The organism is Halopenitus salinus, assembly GCF_042662125.1.
In the GTDB taxonomy this organism is placed as follows: Archaea; Halobacteriota; Halobacteria; order Halobacteriales; family Haloferacaceae; genus Halopenitus; species Halopenitus salinus.
Genome location: NZ_JBHSXL010000006.1, coordinates 228,340 through 245,883, shown reverse-complemented (window position 1 = coordinate 245,883; position 17,544 = coordinate 228,340). Strand labels below are relative to the sequence as shown.

Here is a 17,544-nt window from a genome sequence, read left to right as displayed (position 1 = left end):
TGGCGGTGAAGTGGTGGCGGCAAAGCGGTGGTTGGGGGTACGATGATGGCGATGCGGTGATGGCGATTCGGTGATGGAGATGCGGTGACGGCGCCCCCGGAACTCGAAATGCCTCGTGTCGAGCCGATCAGTCCGCCCGTCGCCAGCTCACGGTCACTTCGAGGTCCTCGCGGAGCAGCTCGGCGACGTGACAGGTCCGCTCGCCGCCGGTTACGATCCGATCGAGGGCGTCGTCGTCGGCGTCATCGACCCCCGAGAGCGCCACCTCGAGGTCGATCGACTCCACCGAACCCTCCGCGGGCTCGCTTTCCGCGCTCACCTCGATCCCCTCGAAGGCGATCTCGCGCATGTCCGCTTGCACGCCGATGCTCGCCGAGAGGCACGCGGAGAGCGCGCCCGTGAAGTAGTCGATCGGGGTCGGGTGACGTCCGCCCCCGAACTCGGGCGTGACGTCGAAGGGCCACTCGTAGCCGCCGGCCGTCACGGTCCCCGAGAGGTCCGGATCGAGGCTCGCGGTCGCGTTCCGTTCGGGAAGTGCCCGCACGCCGTCACCCTCGTTCACCGCGTCGGCCGCCGGATCGTCGTTCCCCTCGTTGGCCGCGACGGCCGCCGGTGCGTCGCTCGGCGAGACGCCATCGAGGAGCGGCCACGGGTTCTCGAGGCGCTCGACGAGCGTGGCGAGGAACCGGGCGGCGTCCGCCCCGTCGACGACGCGGTGGTCGAACGAGAGATCGAGCGGCAACACCTCTCGAACGACGACCTCCCCGTCCCGGGCGACGGCCCGCTCCGAGAGCGCGTTGACCCCGAGTATCGCCACCTGCGGCGGGTTGATGATCGGATCGAAGGACTCCACGCCGAGGAGCCCGAGGTTCGAGACCGTGAACGTCCCGCCCGAGAGGTCGTCCATCGTGAACTCCCCGGAGAGCGCGCGGTCGGTCATCCGGCGGCGCTCGTCGGCCAGTTCCGCGATCGACCGCTCCTCGACGTTCCCGATCACGGGCGTGATCAGCCCGTCGTCGACGTCGACGGCCAGGGCGACGTTCCGGTCGGCGTACAGCCGGTGGACCTCCTCCTCGAAGGTCGCGTTGAACGCCGGGTGCTCCTCGAGCGCGGCGGAGAGGGCGCTCACCAGCACGTCGGTCACCGAGACGTCCGTGCCGTGGACCGCCGTGGCGGCCTTCGCCGCCCGCCGCAGCGATCCGGCGTCGGCGGTCCGGTGTTCGGTGACGTGGACGGCGTTCCGGTAGCTCTCGCCGAGCCGCGAGCTGATCGTCCGTCGCATTCCGTCGAGCGGACGCTCCTCGACGACGGTGCGTCCCTCCTCGTCCTGGCCGCCCGCCGCCACGTCGGAGGGTTCCTCCTCCCCCGCACGTTCCGCTGCGGCCTCGACGTCCTCCGCGGTCACGGCACCGCCGGGTCCCGTTCCCGTCACCGTCGAGAGATCGACCCCGAGTTCGTCCGCGCGTTTGCGTGCGCGCGGCGAGACTTTCTCCGGCTCCTCGCCCGCGCCCGTCTCGGCGTCCGCATCCGTGGTTCCCGCCTCCGTCCCGCCCTCGGCGGCCCGCTCGACGTCCTCCTCGGTCACCGCGCCGCCCGGCCCGCTTCCGGAGACCGTCGCCGGATCGATGTCGAGCTCGTCGGCGCGCTTTCGCGCGCGCGGCGAGATCTTTCCGCCTCCGGACCCGGCGGTCGCTTGCCCGCGATCGTCACCCGCTTCGGGCTCGGCCTCGCCGACCGAACCTCCGGTTTCGGCCGCCTCGGTCCCGGATGCCTCGGCACCTTCGGCGTCGTCCCCCTCGGACGCTCCAGCCTCCGCGAGCAGGTCCGCGATGTCGGCGTCCGCCGCGGCGACGACCGCCATCGGCGCGCCCGGCGGCGCCGACTCGCCCTCCGCGAGAACGATCCGACGGAGCACCCCGTCCTCGCGCGCGTCGATCTCGGCGGTCGTCTTCTCGGATTCGATCTCGGCGATCGGTTCCTCGGCCTCCACCGAGTCACCCTCCTCGAGAAACCACTCAACGACGGTTCCCGCGTCCATCTCCAGTCCCAGCTTCGGAACCTTGACGACGTATCCCATGCCGGAACATCGGGGTCGATCGTTATAATTATGGCCGTGAACGTACCGATCGTTCCCGCGAATCGGGGCCGTCGAATCCACTTAACGGTTCGCAGTTCCAAGGTCGACCATGGTGATCCTCGTGCCCTTCGATGGCGGGGCGCTCGCGGAGGCGGCCCTCGAGCGCGCGGTCGAACTCGCGAACGCCCTCGGCGAGTCGGTCGTCGCCCTCGCGGTCGTGCCGCGGAACAACGGTCGGTACGCCCGCGAACGCGGCTGGATCGACGCCGACGAGGAGTTCGACGCCCGGTCCGTTCTCGCGGATCTCCGCGGGCGGACGAACGCGATCGCCGCCGAAGCGGAGTTTCGACACCTCGTCGTCGACCGATACGCGACCGCCGGCGAGATCGCGACCCACATCCGCGAGGTCGCCCGCGATATCGACGCCTCCGTCGTCGCCGTCGGAAGCGAGAACGCCGGCCGGATCGCCACTGGCGTGGCGAGCGTCGGATCGACCGTCGCGGCCGGGACGACCTACGACGTACTCATCGTCAGAAACGCCGACTCCTTGAGGAGCGAAACCCCGGGATAGCTCCCGTTCGGTCCACTCGCCCACCCCCTCGTCTATCCGCTTGCCTACTCGCCCGTCTGCCCGCTTGCCTACTCGCCCGTCGCCCGTTCGCCCGCCTATCCGCCGATCCGGCCGCGCTCTCGTCCGGCGGAACGACCGACGAGGAGGACGAGCGCCGCGAGCACGAGCCCGAACGCGAGCGTCCCGATCCCGCTCGGAGAGACGGAGATGGCCTCGCTGCCGAGGACCGTTATCGCCGTGACGACCGCGCCGAGGACGACCGCGACCCCGAGCAGCACCGCGCCGATCAGCTTGATCGCCCGATCGAGTTCGGAGACCGATCGATTCTGTGACATACACGTAGACGTAGCGCGTCCACTCTTAAACGAACGACGGGGATTCTCGAAACGCTGGAACGGTGGGTCCGACGCGAACCCTGCTCACCTCGCCCCACTCACCCCGTCCGATCGTCTCGGCCCACTCATCTCGTCCGATCACCCCGGTCCGTCACTTCGAGTCGGTCGCCTCGACCATCTCCGATCCCGTCTCCCACTTGTCGAAAAAGGAGACGTACCAGTAGATCCCGAACAGCAGGACGACCACGGCGATCAGATACGGAACGATGGGAACGCTCATCCCGAGGAACTCGAGCAGCGTTCGGAACTCGTAGAGGCCGACGCCGAGGACGGAGAGCGCCACGAGGAGTCCCCCTCGAGTCACCGACGCGTCGAACGCCATCAGATCCACCCCCGGCTGGCGGCGAGCCACTCGGTCGCGTTCCGCACCGTCCCGGTCGTCGCCTCGAGCACCATCGGGTACGCCTCGCCGCCCGGCCCGAAGAGCCCGCCGCGAGCGACGATGGCGGCGATCGGCAACACGTACGCCAGGATCACGAGCAGGACGGCGATCCCGCCCCACAGACGGATGTTGTCGAGCACGAGCGGCGCGTCGTCGGACCCGGAGATCGGATCGGCGATCGTCTCCGCGAGCCCGTCGGTCCGCTTGTTGCCCATCGTCAACATGACGTTGCTGAGGAACATCACGGCCGAGACGAAGAGGATCGTCCCGCCGACGGCGATCTGGAGGTTGAGCTCCTGGAACCCGCCGAACGCGGTCCCGTACTCGAAGCCGGCGTACTCCGGCTCGGCCGTCCGTCGCGGCACCCCGAGCAGCCCCTGTGCGTGCATCGCGTTGGACATGAGCGCCATCCCGGCGAACCACAGGACGACCTGGGCCAAGCCGATCTGTCTGCTGTAGATCGGCTTGTTCGTGATCTGGGGCCACAGCCAGTAGGTCGCCGCCATGAACGTCAACGCGACGGCGGCTCCGACGGTGAGGTGGAAGTGGCCTGGCACCCAGATCGTGTTGTGGATGAGGTAGTTGATGTTCATTCCGGCGTTTACCATCCCCGAGAAGCCGCCGGCGGCGAACATCAGCCCGGCGAGCATCATCCCGGTGAACGCGGGATCACGCCACGGGAGCGTCCGGAGCCAGCCGAACAGGCCGGTTCCGCCCCGGACCCGGGCCCCGTACTCCACGCTCGCGACGACCGTGAAGGCGGTCAACAGGCTCGGCAACAGCAGGAACATCGTGTTCGTCATCGCGACGAACTTGAACCCCTCCGCGATCCCCGGATCGAGGTACTGGTGGTGGATCCCGACCGGGGTCGAAAGCAGCAGGAACAACACGAACACCACGCGAGCGAGCGGGTCGCTGAAGAGCCGCCCGCCGGCGATCGACGGCAACACGGTGTACCAGAGCAGGTACGCCGGCATCAACCAGAAGTAGACGACCGGGTGGCCGAAGAACCAGAACAGCGTCCGCGTCAGCGTCGGGTTGACGGAGTCGATCAGCCCGAGCGACCACGGCAGCAGGAACACGAGGACGGAGATCGCGAGCGCCGAGGTCGCGATGTACCACATGATCATCGTCGTCAACACCATGAACGTCTGCAGCGGGATCCGCTCGTCGGGGTGCTCGCGCCGCCAGGCGAGGAAGGTCCGCCACCAGTCGAGTCCGGCCAGCCACGTTCCGACGAGGAAGACGGCGAGACCGCCGTAGAAGAGCGGGTGTGCCTGAAGCGGCGCGTAGAAGGTGAACAGCACGTCGGCGCTCAAGTCGACGGCGCTCGTGAAGCCGGCGAGGATCGTGATCCCCGTGAGCGTCATCCCCGTCGCCATCAGCCCGTACCACGCCCAGGAGAACCGCGTGTTCACGAGCGGGCGATCGAGGCTCCGCACGAGCGCCCAGGTGAACACCCCGACCAGGAAGAAGATGGTGAAGCTCAACACCAAGAAGACGCCGTGGGCCGTGAGGAACGTGTAGTAGTCGACCGAGCTGAACGGCCGCGCGATCCCCGTCCGGTGGAGCGTCTGAATGATCCCGAACGTCGTCCCGATCGCGAACGCGAGGAACGCGCCGAGGAACGTGGCCCGGACGATCCGCGCCTCCTCGGGGAACTTGTCGTAGAACGTCTCCCCAGCGTCGCCGGACGTCGTGCTTTCGCTCCCGTCCGCGGCTCCGCCCGCGGTGCCGCCTCCGCTCCCGCCCGCGGTGCCGCCTCCGCTCCCGTCCGCGGCGTCCCCCGTCTCACTCATCGCCATCACCGCCCGACTCGGTCGCGTTCGACGTCTCGAACTCCTCTTGAGGGACGACTTCCAGTTTCCCCTCCATGCCGTGGTGGGCGGCGCCGCAGTACTCGTTACAGATTATCCCGTACTCGGTGGGTTCGCTCGTCTCGACGGTCAGCGTCGAGACCTCGCCGGGGATCACCATCGTGTTCGCGTTCGTCCCCACCACCTCGAAGCCGTGTGTGACGTCCCGGGAGGTCACCATGAACGTCACCGTGCTGTTGGCCGGCACCACGATCGGGTCCGGTTCGAACCCGAACTGGTAGGCGACGACGTACGCCTCGTACTCGTTCTCGCCGACCTGCTCGACGCGCGGGTCCGCGAAGCGCTCGTCCTCGTCGAGCGCGGTCGGATCGACGGTCGGCTCGTCGGCGGCGACCATCGCGACGCCCGGTCCGACGGCCCCGTACGTCACCGAACCGATGAGCAGCAGGATGAGCCCCAGTCCGAGCGCCAGCCAGATCTTCTCGTAGCTGTGGACGTGCATGGATCACCCCACCACTATCAGGTCGTTTCCGAGGAACTCCACGAAGTAGATGTACACCCACATCGTCACGAGGATGACGAAGTACATCAAGATCAACGCGAGGGTCCCCTTCGGATCGAACGACTTCGGATCCTCGAGGAGCGCCGCCCGTTCGGACCCATCGGTCTCTGTCGTTCCCATAGGCAAAAGTTACTGGACCGATCCACTTATACTCGAAGGGCCATCCAGCACGATGGGACGCGCCCCTCGTTTATTTATGATCGCAGGACTCACGTGTGATCATGGACCTTCCCGCCCACTACGTCCCGCTCGTCGGGCTCCTCGCCATCCCGGCCGCGGTGGTCTTTGCCGCTTCCCGGGGAGAACCGGCAATCGCGCTCGCGATCGTCAACGTCTGCATCATCGTCGCGAGCCTCCACCGGGCGATGTCCGGCGAGACGGGCTCTTCGACCCACGCCGCGGCGTCCTCGTGATCCGCCTCCGGTTCCCCTGAATGTCCTGTTCGCTCTGTGACCTCCCGACGCCGGCCGAGCCCGTCACCGACCCGGACGTCGACGGCGAGTTCTGTTGTCGCGGCTGTCTTGAGGTCGCCCGGTCGCTCGGCGGGCTCGAGGAGCTGGAGGATGCGGCCGCGAACGTCGATGCCGATGTCTCCGCCGGTGGCGGGGGCGCGGGCGAGGACGGCGGGGACGCCGACCTCGAGACCACCTATCTCCACGTCGACGGGATGCACTGTGCGACCTGCGAGCGGTTCCTCGAGTTGACGGCCGGGCGAGCGGAGGGCGTCGAGGCGGCGACGGCGAGCTACGCCACGGACACCGTCCGCGTCGACTACGACCCCGAACGGATCGACTCGAACGACCTCGAGGAGGTCCTCTCGACGGCGGGGTACCACGCCACCGACCGCGCGGATCGGTCGGAGACCGGAGATGACGTCGACGTCGTTCGCTTCCTGGTCGGCGGCGGGCTCTTCGGGATGATGGCGATGTTGTGGTACGTCCTCTTTTTGTACCCGACCTACTTCGGATACGACCCGCTCTTCGAACTCGGCGGCGTGTCCGGACGCTACCTGTTCGCGCAGATCTGGGTGTTCGCCTCCATCGTGCTGTTTTACACCGGATTTCCGATCCTCCGTGGCGCCTACGTCAGCCTCCGTGCCGGCCGGCCGAACATGGATCTCCTCGTCTCGCTGGCCGCCGCGGGATCGTACGGATACAGCACGCTCGCCCTGTTTCTCGGGCAGACCGACCTGTACTTCGACGTGACGATCGCCGTGGTCCTCGTCGTGACCGCGGGCGGCCAGTACGAGACCCGGATCAAACGACGGGCGACCGGCCTGCTCTCCGATCTGACGACCGCGATGGACGAGACGGCCCGACTGGCCTCCGGCGAGGAGGTCACCGTCTCCGAGATCGCTCCCGGACAGCGGCTTCGCGTACGCCCCGGCGAGCGGATTCCCCTCGACGGGACGGTGGTCGAGGGGGTCGCCGCCGTCGACGAGTCGCTCGTCACCGGCGAGTCGATCCCGGAGACGAAACGCCCCGGCGACGCGGTTCGCGGGGGAACGATCGTGGCCGACGCCCCGCTCGTGGTGGCCGTCGGTGAGGACGCCGAGAGCACGCTGGATCGCCTCGTGGAGCTGCTGTGGGACGTCCAGAGCTCCCGGTCCGGCGCCCAGCGGCTCGCCGACCGACTCGCGACCGTGTTCGTTCCGCTCGTCGCCGCCACCGCCCTCGCCGTCGGAGCCGTCAGGCTCGCGACCGGCTCCTCGCCGACGGCCGCGGCGCTCGTCGCCCTCACCGTGCTCATCGTCTCGTGTCCGTGCGCGTTCGGGCTCGCGACCCCGCTCGCCGTCGCCGCCGGGATCCGCGAGGCGGCCGAGCGGGGGATCGTCGTCGCCTCCGACGCCCTCTTCGAGGAGGCGACGTCCGTCGACGCCGTCGTCCTCGACAAGACCGGGACGCTCACCGACGGCGAGATGCGGGTGCTCGACGTCGAGACGGCGGAGGGGACCACCGCCGACCGACTGCTCCGGCGAGCGGTCGAGCTCGAACGCGCCTCCCCGCATCCCATCGCCGAAGCGATCGTCGAGGGTGCCGATCGGCTCCGCTCCGACGGCGGTCTCTCGGACCGGGAGCCATCCGGTGTGGAGTCGCTCGATGACGTCGATGAACCACGTGAGGGCCCGTCTTCCGGCCGGGATCGGCCGGACCGTCCGGAGACGACCGTTCACGACCGCGGCGTCGTCGCCTCGATCGACGGGGTCGAACGACGGGTCGGCCACCCCTCGCTGTTCGACGACTGGGCGGTCCCGGACCGGCTCGCGGACGCCGCCGACTCCGTTCGAACCCGAGGGAACGTCCCCGTTCTCGTCGGTTGGGACGGCTCGGCACGCGGCGTCATCGCGGTCGGCGACGACGTTCGCGACGGCTGGGAGGCGTTCGTCTCCGACCTCCGCGACCGCGGGATGGAGGTCGTCGTCCTCACGGGCGACAGTCCCGAATCGGCCGCACGCTTCGAGGAGCACCCGAACGTGGACCGGGTTTTCGCCGGCGTCCCGCCGGAGGCGAAAGCGGCGACGGTCTCCCGGCTCGCGGCGGATCGCTCCGTGGCGATGGTGGGAGACGGCAGCAACGACGCGCCGGCGCTCGCGGCGGCGACGGTCGGCATCGCGGTCGCGAGCGGGACCGACCTCGCGCTCGACGCCGCCGACGCGATAGTGCTCGAGGACCGTCTCGGTGCGGTCACGGAGCTGTTCGATCTGGCCGCCGGGACCGGACGGCGGATCCGGACCAACCTCGGGTGGGCGCTCGTCTACAACGCGGTCGCGATCCCGCTCGCCGTCGCGGGACTGTTAAATCCCCTTCTCGCCGCGGTCGCGATGGGGGCGAGCAGCCTGCTCGTCGTGGCCAACTCCGCCCGATCGATCCTTTCGACGGGGTGAAGCTCACGACTTCGGTTTCGGTTGGTTGAGGCTCCGATCCCGGTTGGTTGGAACTCCGGTTCCCGTGGGATGAGATCCCGGTCCCGGCTTCGATTCGGGCGTTTCGGTGTCGCCGACGAACACGCTTTTGAGACCGGCGATCGAGAGGGGGCGTATGAAGGTACTCCTGGGGATCGGCGGCAGCGAGGACTCCTTTCGGGCTCTCGAGCGCACGATCGACCGCGCGGTGGCCGCGGGCGACGATCTCGTCGTCGCCGTGGTCGAGAATCCCGACTCCGATCGCTCCTACGAGGAGGTGGTCGAACGCGTCCGGTCGGTGCTCGAGGACGCCGAACTCGAGGCGGACGTTCGCCACGTCGAAGGCGATCCCGGAAGCCAGATCGTCGACATCGCCGAGCGCGAGGGGTTCGACCAGATCGTCCTCGGCGGCGGTCACACGAGCCCGATGGGGAAGATCTCCCTCGGGAACATCGCCGAGTTCGTGCTGTTGAACGCCAAGACCACCGTCACGCTGGTCCGATGACGCCCTCGCGTTTCCCCGATGCGGTCGCCGACGAGTTCCCTCGTCCCCCCCTCGAGTTCGAGGATCGCGAGGGACGCCACGTCGAGATCCGCGTCTACGACGGCTCAAAAGCGGAACACGACGCCCTCGCCGAGATGTACGACGACTTCGATTCGGCCGACAGGGCACAGGGGATCCCCCCGAGCCGCTCCGAGGAGATCCGCCGGTGGCTCGATCAGATCCTCGAGGGGGACTGTTACAACGTGATCGCCTGGCACGGCGACGACGTCGCCGGCCACGCCACCCTCGTCCCGGCGGACGGCGGCCACTACGAGTTGGCCATCTTCGTCCACCAGACCTACCAGGAGGCCGGCATCGGAACCCGGCTCATCCGCTGTCTGCTCGGCCACGGCCAGTCGGCGGGCGTCGAGACGGTCTGGTTGACGGTCGAACGCTGGAACCGCGCGGCGGTCGGGCTCTACGAGAAGATCGGATTCGAGACCGCCGACGCCGAGAGCTTCGAGATCGAGATGGTGCTCCGACTGAACGAGCCGCAGGAGACGGACGGATCGTCTCCCGACTCAGACTGACAAAACCGGCTGGCTCGCGTACAACAGGACGTACTCGGCCGCCTTCTCGAGCACCTCCCCCGGATCGCCGGAGACCGGCTCGCGGGGGACCACGAGGAAGTCGGCGTCGACGTCCTCCGCGGTGTCGAGGATCACGCTTCCGGGGTGGGTCGTCTTCACCGTGGTCGAAAATCCATAGGCGATCGACGTCGTGACGTCGACGCTCGCCGCGTCGGCCCGATCGAAGATCGTCTCCGTGAACGCCTCCGTGTCCTCGGCCACCGCCGACTCGTCGACTGCGCCGGTCTCGATCGCACGGGCGACGTCCTCGCCGAGGACGTAGACGGCGTGGACGGTCGCGTCGTACTCGTTCGCCACCGCGATCGCGTACTCGACCGCCTGCTGTGACTCGTCGCTGCCGTCCACGGGGGCCAACACCAGGTCGATGTCGAGGCTCGCCATACTCGGTCGGTCGTCATCCCCCGGTAAAAAGCCCCCTGTCCGACGGAGCGTCCCTTTTAAGCACCGCGCCGGAGAACGGCCGATATGTTCGATACGATCGTCATCGCCACCGACGGCTCAGACAGCGTGCGCCGCGCCGTCGACGTCGCGTTGGACCTCGCGGACCGGTTCGACTCCGCGGTCCACGCGCTGTACGTGATCGACAGCGGCGAGGTGGACTCCTCCCCCGAGGCGGTCCGTGAGGACCTCCGTGACGCCCTCGACGAGCGGGGGCGGTCGGCGCTTTCCGACGTCGCGGATCGCACGGATCTTCGCGTCGAGACTGCCGTCCGCGAGGGACGACCCGCCGCCGAGATCTCCGGATACGCCCGCGAGGTCGACGCCGACGTCGTCGCCACCGGAACGCGGGGCCGCCACGGCGAGAACCGGTTCCTGATCGGCTCGGTCGCAGAGCGCGTCGTTCGGACCTGTCCGGTCCCCGTCCTCACCGTTCGACAGCTCTCCGAGGAGTGACGCGTCGGGACCGGCGACGCCCACGTTCGGCCGGCGTACGTTCCGACCGGCATCCGCGTTCGCCCGGCGTTCAACGCGTCCGTCCGAACAACGGCGGAGTTTTCCACCTCGCGGGCGGAGTGGGGCCATGGACGACGAACTCATCGACGACGGGTCGATCCCGCTTTCGCGCCGCACCCGCCTCCCCGGAAAGGGCTTCTTCTACCCCGACTCGCTCGACGACGAGCGCGCCGAACGACGGGCGCGCGAGGCGGTCGAGGGTGCCGACGTGGTCGTCATCGCCGACGCCGACGCCGACGGGCTCGCGTGCGCCGCGATGATCCGCGAACGCTACGACGCCGCCCTCGACGTGGCGAGCTTCGAGGCCGACATCGAGGACCGGCTCTCGGAGGAGGCCGCTGGTTCGATCGACCCGGACGACGGGGAGACGGAGGACGCGGAGAAGGCGGACGACGCAGCGAACACGAACGAAGTGGCGGAGACGGACGACGCGGACGATCCCCACGAGCGATCCGCGGTCGCGCTCGTCGCGGCCGGCCCCTACTCGCTCGATACCGCCTTCGAGCGCGTCGCCGAGTACGCCGAACCGGGAATCGACCTCTACGTGTGTGACCTGTGTCCCGACGAGTTCGAGTGGATCGCGGAGCCGCTTTCCGATCTCCTCGAGGTCGCGGGGACCGCCCGCTGGTTCGACCACCATCAGTGGGACGAGTCGGCGGCCGAGTCGGTCCGCGAGGCGGGCGTCGATCTCGTCGTCGGTGACTCCGAGGAGGAGTGTACGGCCGACGTCACGCTTCGATCGATCGACGCCGACCTCGGCGACCGATTCGGCGAGCTCGCCGCGGTCACCCGCGATCACGACCTGTGGATCAAAGAGGATCCCCGGTCCGACGACCTCGCGGACTACGCCTACTGGACGTCACCCGAGGAGTACGTCACGATGGTCGGGACCTACGGCGTTGACCTCCCCGACCCGGTTCGGCGATTCCTCGAGTCCCGTCGCGTCGAGAAGCAGGATCGGATCGATGCCGCCGTCGATCGCGCGGCGGTCCACGGGATCGGCGACTGGTCGGTCGCGGTCACCTACGGCCGGTGTTCACAGAACGAGGTCGCGGAGACGCTTCGCGAGCGCGGCGCCGACGCCGCCGTGATCGTCAAGCCCGCCGGTTCGGCCTCGATCCGCGGCTCGGAGGGGTTCGAGCGCGCACACGAGGTGGCCGGCAGAGTGAACGGCGGCGGCCATCCGAAGGCGGCCGGCTGTAAGCCGGACATCTACGAGGACATGCTCGATTACGCACACCACTGGACCACCGAGGGACAGGCCGCGAGAAAGCTGATCCTCGGCGCCTTCGAGGCCGTGGCCGAGGAGGCGGAGTCGGTCGGATCGGACGACGACGCCGAGTGAGGACGTCACCTCGATCGTCCTCCTCACTTTCGCTTCTCGTCGATCCGTTCACGCCCCTCGTCGATCCGTTCTCGGCCCTTCACTCCTCGCGCTCGCCGACGACCCACTTGTGCGAGAAGTTCTCCCCGCACGAGCAGTGTGCGTACGCGTGGATCACGTCGCCCTCGGCGTAGAGGCCGCCGACCTCCTCGTTTTTTCCCTCGGCGAAGGCGAACACGAACTCGAGTTCGTGCGCCTCGTCGGCCTCCCCGTCCGCCGCCGGACAGGTCGCATCGTCGAGGGTCACGGCGATCTCGCCGGTCGTGCCCATCGCCTCCCGGGTGAACCCCATCGCGTCCATTCCGGTCCCCGCCTGGAACGCGGATCGGCCTCGCTCGCCGTCGACGACGATCACGACGCCGTTTTCGCGATCCTCCCCGACGTTTCGAAGCCGCGAGTCGTCGTCCAGTTCCGCGTCGCTGACGAACAACACGACGTCCTCGAGCCGCTCGCCCGCGAGGAACTCCTCAAGGTCGCTCATACCCCACGTCGGCGTTCCCGCCCTAAAAGGGGCGCGTACTCGCGGCGGCCTTCCTCCGGGCTACCCCGCAAAGGCCCTCTTCCGGGCCATTCCGTGAAGGTTCATATACGATCGCGGCCCAGCCGCCACATCGTCTGACCTTCACCGCGGGACGGATCGAGGTAGCGCGGCGCGACGTCCCGCGGCAGCGAGCGCCGCCTGTTCGCCACCTTCCACCGGACGTCTCACAGTTGATCGCGGATCGTCTCGGCGGTCGCTGCTCCGATCCCCTCGACGTCGGTGAGATCCTCCGTCGACGCCGATCGAACTCCCTCGACCGAGCCGAATCGCCGGAGCAGCCGTGTCCGCGTCTCGGGACCGATCCCGGGGACCGAATCGAGCACCGTCGAGACGTCGTCGCGAAGCGACTGGTGGTATCGGACCGCGAACCGATGGGCCTCGTCTCGAACCCGTCGCAACAGCCGTAGCTCCGGCGCGTCGTTCGGCCAATCACGCGCCCCCTCGGACGTGATCACGATTTCGTCGGCCTTCGCCAGTCCGACCGCCGGGATCTCCCACCCCGCCTCCTCGAGGGCCTCTCGGGCCGCCTCGAGTTGTCCCTCGCCGCCGTCGACGAGCAACAGGTCCGGGTCGGACCGGTCGTCGCGCCCCTCGACGGCCCGTTCGGCCCGCCAGCGGATCAGCTCCCGCATGTTGGCGTAGTCGTCGTTGCGCTCGGTTAGCTTCTTGCGACGGTACGCGCTCGTCTCTGCCGATCCGTCCACGAAACGGACGTTCGAACCGACCACCGCCCGCCCGCCGGCGTGGCTCACGTCGAACCCCTCGATCCGTTCGGGCCGATCGATCCCGAGCCGGTCGGCCAACGCGGCGATCTCGTCGGTCCGCCCGACGCGACGTCTCGCGTTCTTCAACGCGAGATCGACGAGCTTGGCCTCGCGTCCGGCACCCGGAACCCGAACGGAGACGCCCTCCGCTTCGAGCCAGCTCACCACGTCGTCGTCGGTTGGTCGCTCGGGCAACAGGATCGCGTCCGGTAGCTCCCGCTCCGCGTAGTACTGGGTGAGGAACGCCGACAGCACCGCGGCCGGCGTGGTCGCGGTCTCCTCACTCGTACTCGTGGTCTCGCCGCCCTCGGTCGGAACCGTGCCGTCGTCGAGACCACTCCCGCCAGCCCCATCGCCGGCGTCAGCATCGGCGTCGGTTCCCTCCACGTCCGTTCCGATCCTCGGCGAGTCGAGCCGGTGGCGGCTCCGATCGACGAGCTGTCCGCGAGAACTGTGGAGTCGAGCGACGCGTGCGGTCTGGCCCTCGACCGTCGCCGCGAGCACGTCCACCGTTCGGTCGTCGGACCGATCGGAGACGGCCTCCCCGCCCTCGCCGTGGAACGCCTCGATCGCCTCGAGTTCGTCCCTGAGCCGTGCGGCCCGTTCGAACTCCTCGCGCTCCGAGGCGGCTTCCATCTCCCGGCGGATCGGGTCGGCGAGGACGCCCGTTTCGCCCTCGAAGAACCGTCGAACGAGTTCGACGTCCTCGCGGTACGTCTCGGCTCCGATCTCGTCCGTACACGGCGCCGAACACAGCCCCATCTCGTAGTCCAGACACGGCCGGTCGCGGTTTCGGTATTTGTGATCCGAACAGCCTCGGAGCCCGTAGATCTCCCGGATCGCCTTGGTGACGGTCTCGACCCGTCCCTTGTCCGTGTAGGGTCCGTAGGCCACGGAGCCCTCCTCTGGATCCCTGGTTATCTCGATCCGCGGCACCTCGTGGTCGGTCAACTCGACGAGCGGATAGGACTTGTCGTCGGTCAACCGGACGTTGTAGCGCGGCTGCTGTCGCTTGATCAGGTTCGCCTCGAGAAGCAGCGCCTGCGTCTCGGTGTCGGTGACCGCGAAGTCGATCGCGTCGGCCCGCTCGACCATCCCCCGAATGCGGGCCGACCGTGGGTCCGCATACGATCGGACCCGACTCCGGAGGTCGACCGCCTTGCCGACGTACAGCGTCACGTCTCCGGAGACGAACTGGTAGACGCCCGGCTCCCTCGGGAGATCGGCCGCGTGATCGCGAACGTCCCCGGTGTCCATCACGTTCGAGTTGGTCGCTCACGGGCTTGAACCGCACGGTGAACGACCGCTCCGTCCCGCTCCCACCTCGCCCCGCATCGGTTCCACGTGGTGGTTTCGTCCGATACAGACAGACACAGTTATGCGGGTCCCTCCGCTACGGCCGGACATGACTGACCGTCACACGACGTACAACGGGGGCGCAGTATGCGAGTAGTGGCGAAGTTCGGCGGTACGAGCCTCGGCAGCGGCGACCGGATCGACCGGGCCGCCGACTCGATCACGAAGGCCGTCGAGGACGGCCACGAGATCGCCGTCGTCGCGAGCGCGATGGGATCGACGACCGACGAACTCCTCGACGAGATCACCTTCGAGGCCGACGAGGCCGACCGTGCCGAGATCGTCTCGATGGGCGAGCGCACGAGCGTCCGCATGCTGAAGGCCGCCCTCGCCGCTCGCGGCGTCGAGGCCGTTTTCCTCGAGCCGGGCCACGAGGACTGGCCGGTCATCACGAACGAGGTCGGCGAGCTGGACGTGGAGGCGACCCGACAGCGTGCCGAAAAGCTCGCGGCCGAACTGGACGACGTCGTCCCGGTCATCACCGGTTTCCTGGCCCAGGACCACCTCGGGAACGTCACTACCCTCGGCCGTGGCGGCTCGGATACGACCGCGGTGATGCTCGGCAACTACATGGACGCCGACGAGGTCGTCATCGTCACCGACGTCGAGGGCGTCATGACCGGCGACCCGCGCGTCGTCGAGGGGGCAAGGAACGTCGGTCGGATCACGGTCGACGAGCTTCGGAACCTCTCGTTCCGCGGCGCGGAGGTCGTCGCACCGAGCGCGCTGTCCTACAAGAGCGAGGAGATGAACGTGCGGGTCGTCCACTACCAACACGGCGATCTCCTCGAGGGGGGTACGCGGATCGAAGGACAGTTCGAGAACCTGATCGACATGCAGGACCAGCCGCTCGCGTGTCTCACCGTCGCGGGACGGGCGATCCGAAACCGGCCGGGGATCCTGGCGGAACTCTCCGACGCCCTTCGGACCGAGGACATCAACATCGACGCCGTCGCCTCGGGAATGGACTCCGTCACCTTCTACGTCAACCGCGATCTGGCGGAGACCGCGGAGACCCTGTTGCACGACCGCGTCGTCGACGACGACACCCTCTCGTCGGTGACGGTTCACGACCCGATCGCCGTCATCCGGCTCACCGGCGGCGAGCTACCGAACCGACCGGGAATCATCAAGGAGATCGTCTCGCCGCTCGCCGCGGCCGGGATCAACATCGTCGATCTGATCACGAGTGCGACTTCGGTCGCCCTCTTCGTCGCCTGGGACGACCGCGAGGAGGCGCTCAACATCGTCCAAGAGGAGTTCGACCAGTAGGCTTCGATCGCAGCCCAGCCTCGATCCCCCGACCGACCTACCTTACCGTCCCTCGCGCAACCGCGTTCCGATCCGCTCGGGCAGATCCGTCTCTCGAACGGCGTCCACGACCGTCTCGACGTCGTAGTCGACGCGTCGCTGTTCGACCGTCATCGCGTCGAGGTCGACGATCGCATAGGCCGCCCGCGGGTCGCCGTCCCGGGGTTGCCCGACGCTGCCGGGATTGAGGACGATCCCCTCCTCGTAGACCTCGTGGGACTGCACGTGCGTGTGGCCGAGGACCAACACGTCGGGGGCGCCGTCGCTTTCGTCTCCCTCGCCTTCGACCTGGTCGAGCAACCGGGGTGAGAACTCACCAGGGCGCGTGTAGCGGTCGGGATCCCGCGGGTGTCCGTGCACGAGGTGGACCCGTCCGTTCGCGGTCCGTCGCTTCGTCGGGAGGTCGCGAAGCCACTCGATCTGTGCGTCCGAGAGGTGTCGTTTCGCGTAGCGCACCCCCGCACCGGCGAGGCTGTTGAACCCGAACGTCGTGTCCCCGGCGACCGCACGGTCGTGGTTGCCCGCGATCGTTTCCGCGTGGAGTTCTCGGACCCGATCCACGCACTCGCTCGGCCAGGGGTTGTAGCCGACCACGTCGCCGGCACAGACCGTCCGGTCGACCGGCGGCATGTCCTCGAGGACGGCGTCGAGCGCGATCCGGTTGGCGTGTACGTCCGAGATCACTGCGAGACGCATGAACGGGACGTAGTCCGTCCGGTCGGGTTAGCCCTTCGGTGACGTAGCTCTTCGGCGGGAATCCTCGATTTCGTCTTCCCCAGTCCCCGTGCCCGGGAGACCGCCTCACTCCCCGTTTTCGAACGCGACCGCGACCGCGTCCTCGCTCACCGTCGCCGCCGCCGCACAGACCGGGTGTTCGAACTCCGCTTCGAGGACCTCCCGTGCGGCGTCGGGCGCGTTCGTTGCCTCGAGATCTCGCGGCTCCGGCGAGTCGATCTCGTAGGTCGCGACCATCGTCGGCTCCGAGACCGCCTCGACGCACAGCGCGTCGCGTCGGACCGTCCCGATCACGGCGCTTTCGGGGGCCACCACGCCCGCGATCCGGGGGGTGTCGTAGTCGTCCTTCTCGTAATCGAGTGCGAGAAGCGGCGTCGCAAGCGCGTCGCGTTCGGGATAGCCGGCCTCCAGCTTCTCGGCTATCGGATCGACGTGCGATCCGTTTCCGACCACCGCGCGGCGATGGCCGGTCGGCGTCTCGACCGCGCGTACGCAGTTGTAGGAGACGTACGGGTTGTCCGTTGGCTCGGCGTCCTCCGTTGGAGCCACCGTGAGCATGCCGTCTCGGTCGACGACCTCTCGGTTCGGGAACGATCGCGATGAGACGCGGTAGGCGCCGATGCCCGGCGCGACGACGACGAAGCGTCCGACGTACATAC

At 68.4% G+C, this 17,544-nt stretch carries 19 protein-coding genes; 8 read left to right on the top strand and 11 right to left on the bottom strand.

Translation table 11 applies throughout. The annotated features are described in order from the left end of the window. Nucleotides 1-127: 127 nt before the first annotated feature. Entirely contained in the window at nucleotides 128-2,077 is a 1,950-nt protein-coding gene (locus tag ACFQE9_RS07460; protein WP_379742644.1) for a 2-oxo acid dehydrogenase subunit E2, read from the bottom strand. A 109-nt stretch (nucleotides 2,078-2,186) separates the two neighbouring features. On the opposite strand from ACFQE9_RS07460, the gene ACFQE9_RS07455 reads away from it, so the two are divergent. Next, nucleotides 2,187-2,648, top strand: a complete 462-nt coding sequence (locus tag ACFQE9_RS07455) for a universal stress protein (RefSeq protein WP_379742641.1) — start codon at nucleotides 2,187-2,189, stop codon at nucleotides 2,646-2,648. Between the two features lie 95 nt (nucleotides 2,649-2,743). On the opposite strand, the gene ACFQE9_RS07450 is transcribed toward ACFQE9_RS07455, so the two are convergent. The 5 genes from ACFQE9_RS07450 to ACFQE9_RS07430 form a co-directional block, all read right to left on the bottom strand. Then, nucleotides 2,744-2,983 (bottom strand): hypothetical protein, encoded by a 240-nt coding sequence (locus ACFQE9_RS07450; protein ID WP_379742638.1) that lies wholly within the window; start codon nucleotides 2,981-2,983, stop codon nucleotides 2,744-2,746. Nucleotides 2,984-3,134: 151 nt separating this feature from the next. After that, nucleotides 3,135-3,365 (bottom strand): CbaC protein, encoded by a 231-nt coding sequence (locus ACFQE9_RS07445; RefSeq protein WP_379742635.1) that lies wholly within the window; start codon nucleotides 3,363-3,365, stop codon nucleotides 3,135-3,137. Then, nucleotides 3,365-5,224, bottom strand: a complete 1,860-nt coding sequence (locus ACFQE9_RS07440; RefSeq protein WP_379742632.1) for a b(o/a)3-type cytochrome-c oxidase subunit 1 — start codon at nucleotides 5,222-5,224, stop codon at nucleotides 3,365-3,367. Before ACFQE9_RS07440 ends, ACFQE9_RS07445 begins: the two co-directional genes overlap by 1 nt. Next, entirely contained in the window at nucleotides 5,217-5,744 is a 528-nt protein-coding gene (locus ACFQE9_RS07435; RefSeq protein WP_379742629.1) for a cytochrome c oxidase subunit II, read from the bottom strand. The genes ACFQE9_RS07440 and ACFQE9_RS07435 overlap by 8 nt, the downstream gene beginning before the upstream one ends. Before the next feature lie 3 nt (nucleotides 5,745-5,747). Further along, complete coding sequence (locus ACFQE9_RS07430) at nucleotides 5,748-5,924, bottom strand: hypothetical protein (RefSeq protein WP_379742626.1); 177 nt, start codon at nucleotides 5,922-5,924, stop codon at nucleotides 5,748-5,750. A 101-nt stretch (nucleotides 5,925-6,025) separates the two neighbouring features. Between ACFQE9_RS07430 and ACFQE9_RS07425 the strand changes: the two genes are divergently transcribed. The 4 genes from ACFQE9_RS07425 (at nucleotide 6,026) to ACFQE9_RS07410 (ending at nucleotide 9,780) form a co-directional block, all read left to right on the top strand. Then, entirely contained in the window at nucleotides 6,026-6,217 is a 192-nt protein-coding gene (locus tag ACFQE9_RS07425; protein ID WP_379742623.1) for a hypothetical protein, read from the top strand. A 20-nt stretch (nucleotides 6,218-6,237) separates the two neighbouring features. Continuing rightward, nucleotides 6,238-8,688 carry a heavy metal translocating P-type ATPase gene (locus ACFQE9_RS07420; RefSeq protein ID WP_379742620.1) on the top strand — a complete coding sequence of 817 codons (2,451 nt, stop codon included), beginning with the start codon at nucleotides 6,238-6,240 and terminating at the stop codon, nucleotides 8,686-8,688. 154 nt (nucleotides 8,689-8,842) lie between these two features. After that, complete coding sequence (locus tag ACFQE9_RS07415) at nucleotides 8,843-9,211, top strand: universal stress protein (RefSeq protein WP_379742617.1); 369 nt, start codon at nucleotides 8,843-8,845, stop codon at nucleotides 9,209-9,211. Beyond that, complete coding sequence (locus ACFQE9_RS07410) at nucleotides 9,208-9,780, top strand: GNAT family N-acetyltransferase (protein WP_379742614.1); 573 nt, start codon at nucleotides 9,208-9,210, stop codon at nucleotides 9,778-9,780. The genes ACFQE9_RS07415 and ACFQE9_RS07410 overlap by 4 nt, the downstream gene beginning before the upstream one ends. Here the strand turns inward: ACFQE9_RS07410 and ACFQE9_RS07405 are convergent. Continuing rightward, nucleotides 9,772-10,221, bottom strand: a complete 450-nt coding sequence (locus tag ACFQE9_RS07405; RefSeq protein ID WP_379742611.1) for a universal stress protein — start codon at nucleotides 10,219-10,221, stop codon at nucleotides 9,772-9,774. The genes ACFQE9_RS07410 and ACFQE9_RS07405 overlap by 9 nt on opposite strands. Nucleotides 10,222-10,305: 84 nt before the next feature. On the opposite strand from ACFQE9_RS07405, the gene ACFQE9_RS07400 reads away from it, so the two are divergent. Both ACFQE9_RS07400 and ACFQE9_RS07395 read left to right on the top strand, forming a co-directional pair. Beyond that, nucleotides 10,306-10,734 (top strand): universal stress protein, encoded by a 429-nt coding sequence (locus ACFQE9_RS07400; RefSeq protein WP_379742608.1) that lies wholly within the window; start codon nucleotides 10,306-10,308, stop codon nucleotides 10,732-10,734. Nucleotides 10,735-10,861: 127 nt separating this feature from the next. Further along, nucleotides 10,862-12,139, top strand: a complete 1,278-nt coding sequence (locus tag ACFQE9_RS07395) for a DHH family phosphoesterase (RefSeq protein ID WP_379742605.1) — start codon at nucleotides 10,862-10,864, stop codon at nucleotides 12,137-12,139. A gap of 79 nt (nucleotides 12,140-12,218) precedes the next feature. Here ACFQE9_RS07395 and ACFQE9_RS07390 read toward each other — a convergent pair whose 3' ends face one another. Both ACFQE9_RS07390 and ACFQE9_RS07385 read right to left on the bottom strand, forming a co-directional pair. After that, nucleotides 12,219-12,659 (bottom strand): DUF5807 family protein, encoded by a 441-nt coding sequence (locus ACFQE9_RS07390; RefSeq protein ID WP_379742603.1) that lies wholly within the window; start codon nucleotides 12,657-12,659, stop codon nucleotides 12,219-12,221. 224 nt (nucleotides 12,660-12,883) lie between these two features. Then, complete coding sequence (locus tag ACFQE9_RS07385) at nucleotides 12,884-14,740, bottom strand: excinuclease ABC subunit C (RefSeq protein WP_379742600.1); 1,857 nt, start codon at nucleotides 14,738-14,740, stop codon at nucleotides 12,884-12,886. A 186-nt stretch (nucleotides 14,741-14,926) separates the two neighbouring features. Between ACFQE9_RS07385 and ACFQE9_RS07380 the strand changes: the two genes are divergently transcribed. Further along, nucleotides 14,927-16,111: an aspartate kinase gene (locus ACFQE9_RS07380; protein WP_379742597.1), complete on the top strand. Its 1,185-nt coding sequence runs from the start codon at nucleotides 14,927-14,929 to the stop codon at nucleotides 16,109-16,111. Nucleotides 16,112-16,153: 42 nt separating this feature from the next. On the opposite strand, the gene ACFQE9_RS07375 is transcribed toward ACFQE9_RS07380, so the two are convergent. Next, a complete protein-coding gene (locus ACFQE9_RS07375) occupies nucleotides 16,154-16,846 on the bottom strand; it encodes a metallophosphoesterase family protein (RefSeq protein ID WP_379742594.1) in 693 nt (230 codons plus the stop codon). A 105-nt stretch (nucleotides 16,847-16,951) separates the two neighbouring features. Further along, entirely contained in the window at nucleotides 16,952-17,542 is a 591-nt protein-coding gene (locus tag ACFQE9_RS07370; protein WP_379742591.1) for an IMP cyclohydrolase, read from the bottom strand. Between the last annotated feature and the right edge of the window lie 2 nt (nucleotides 17,543-17,544).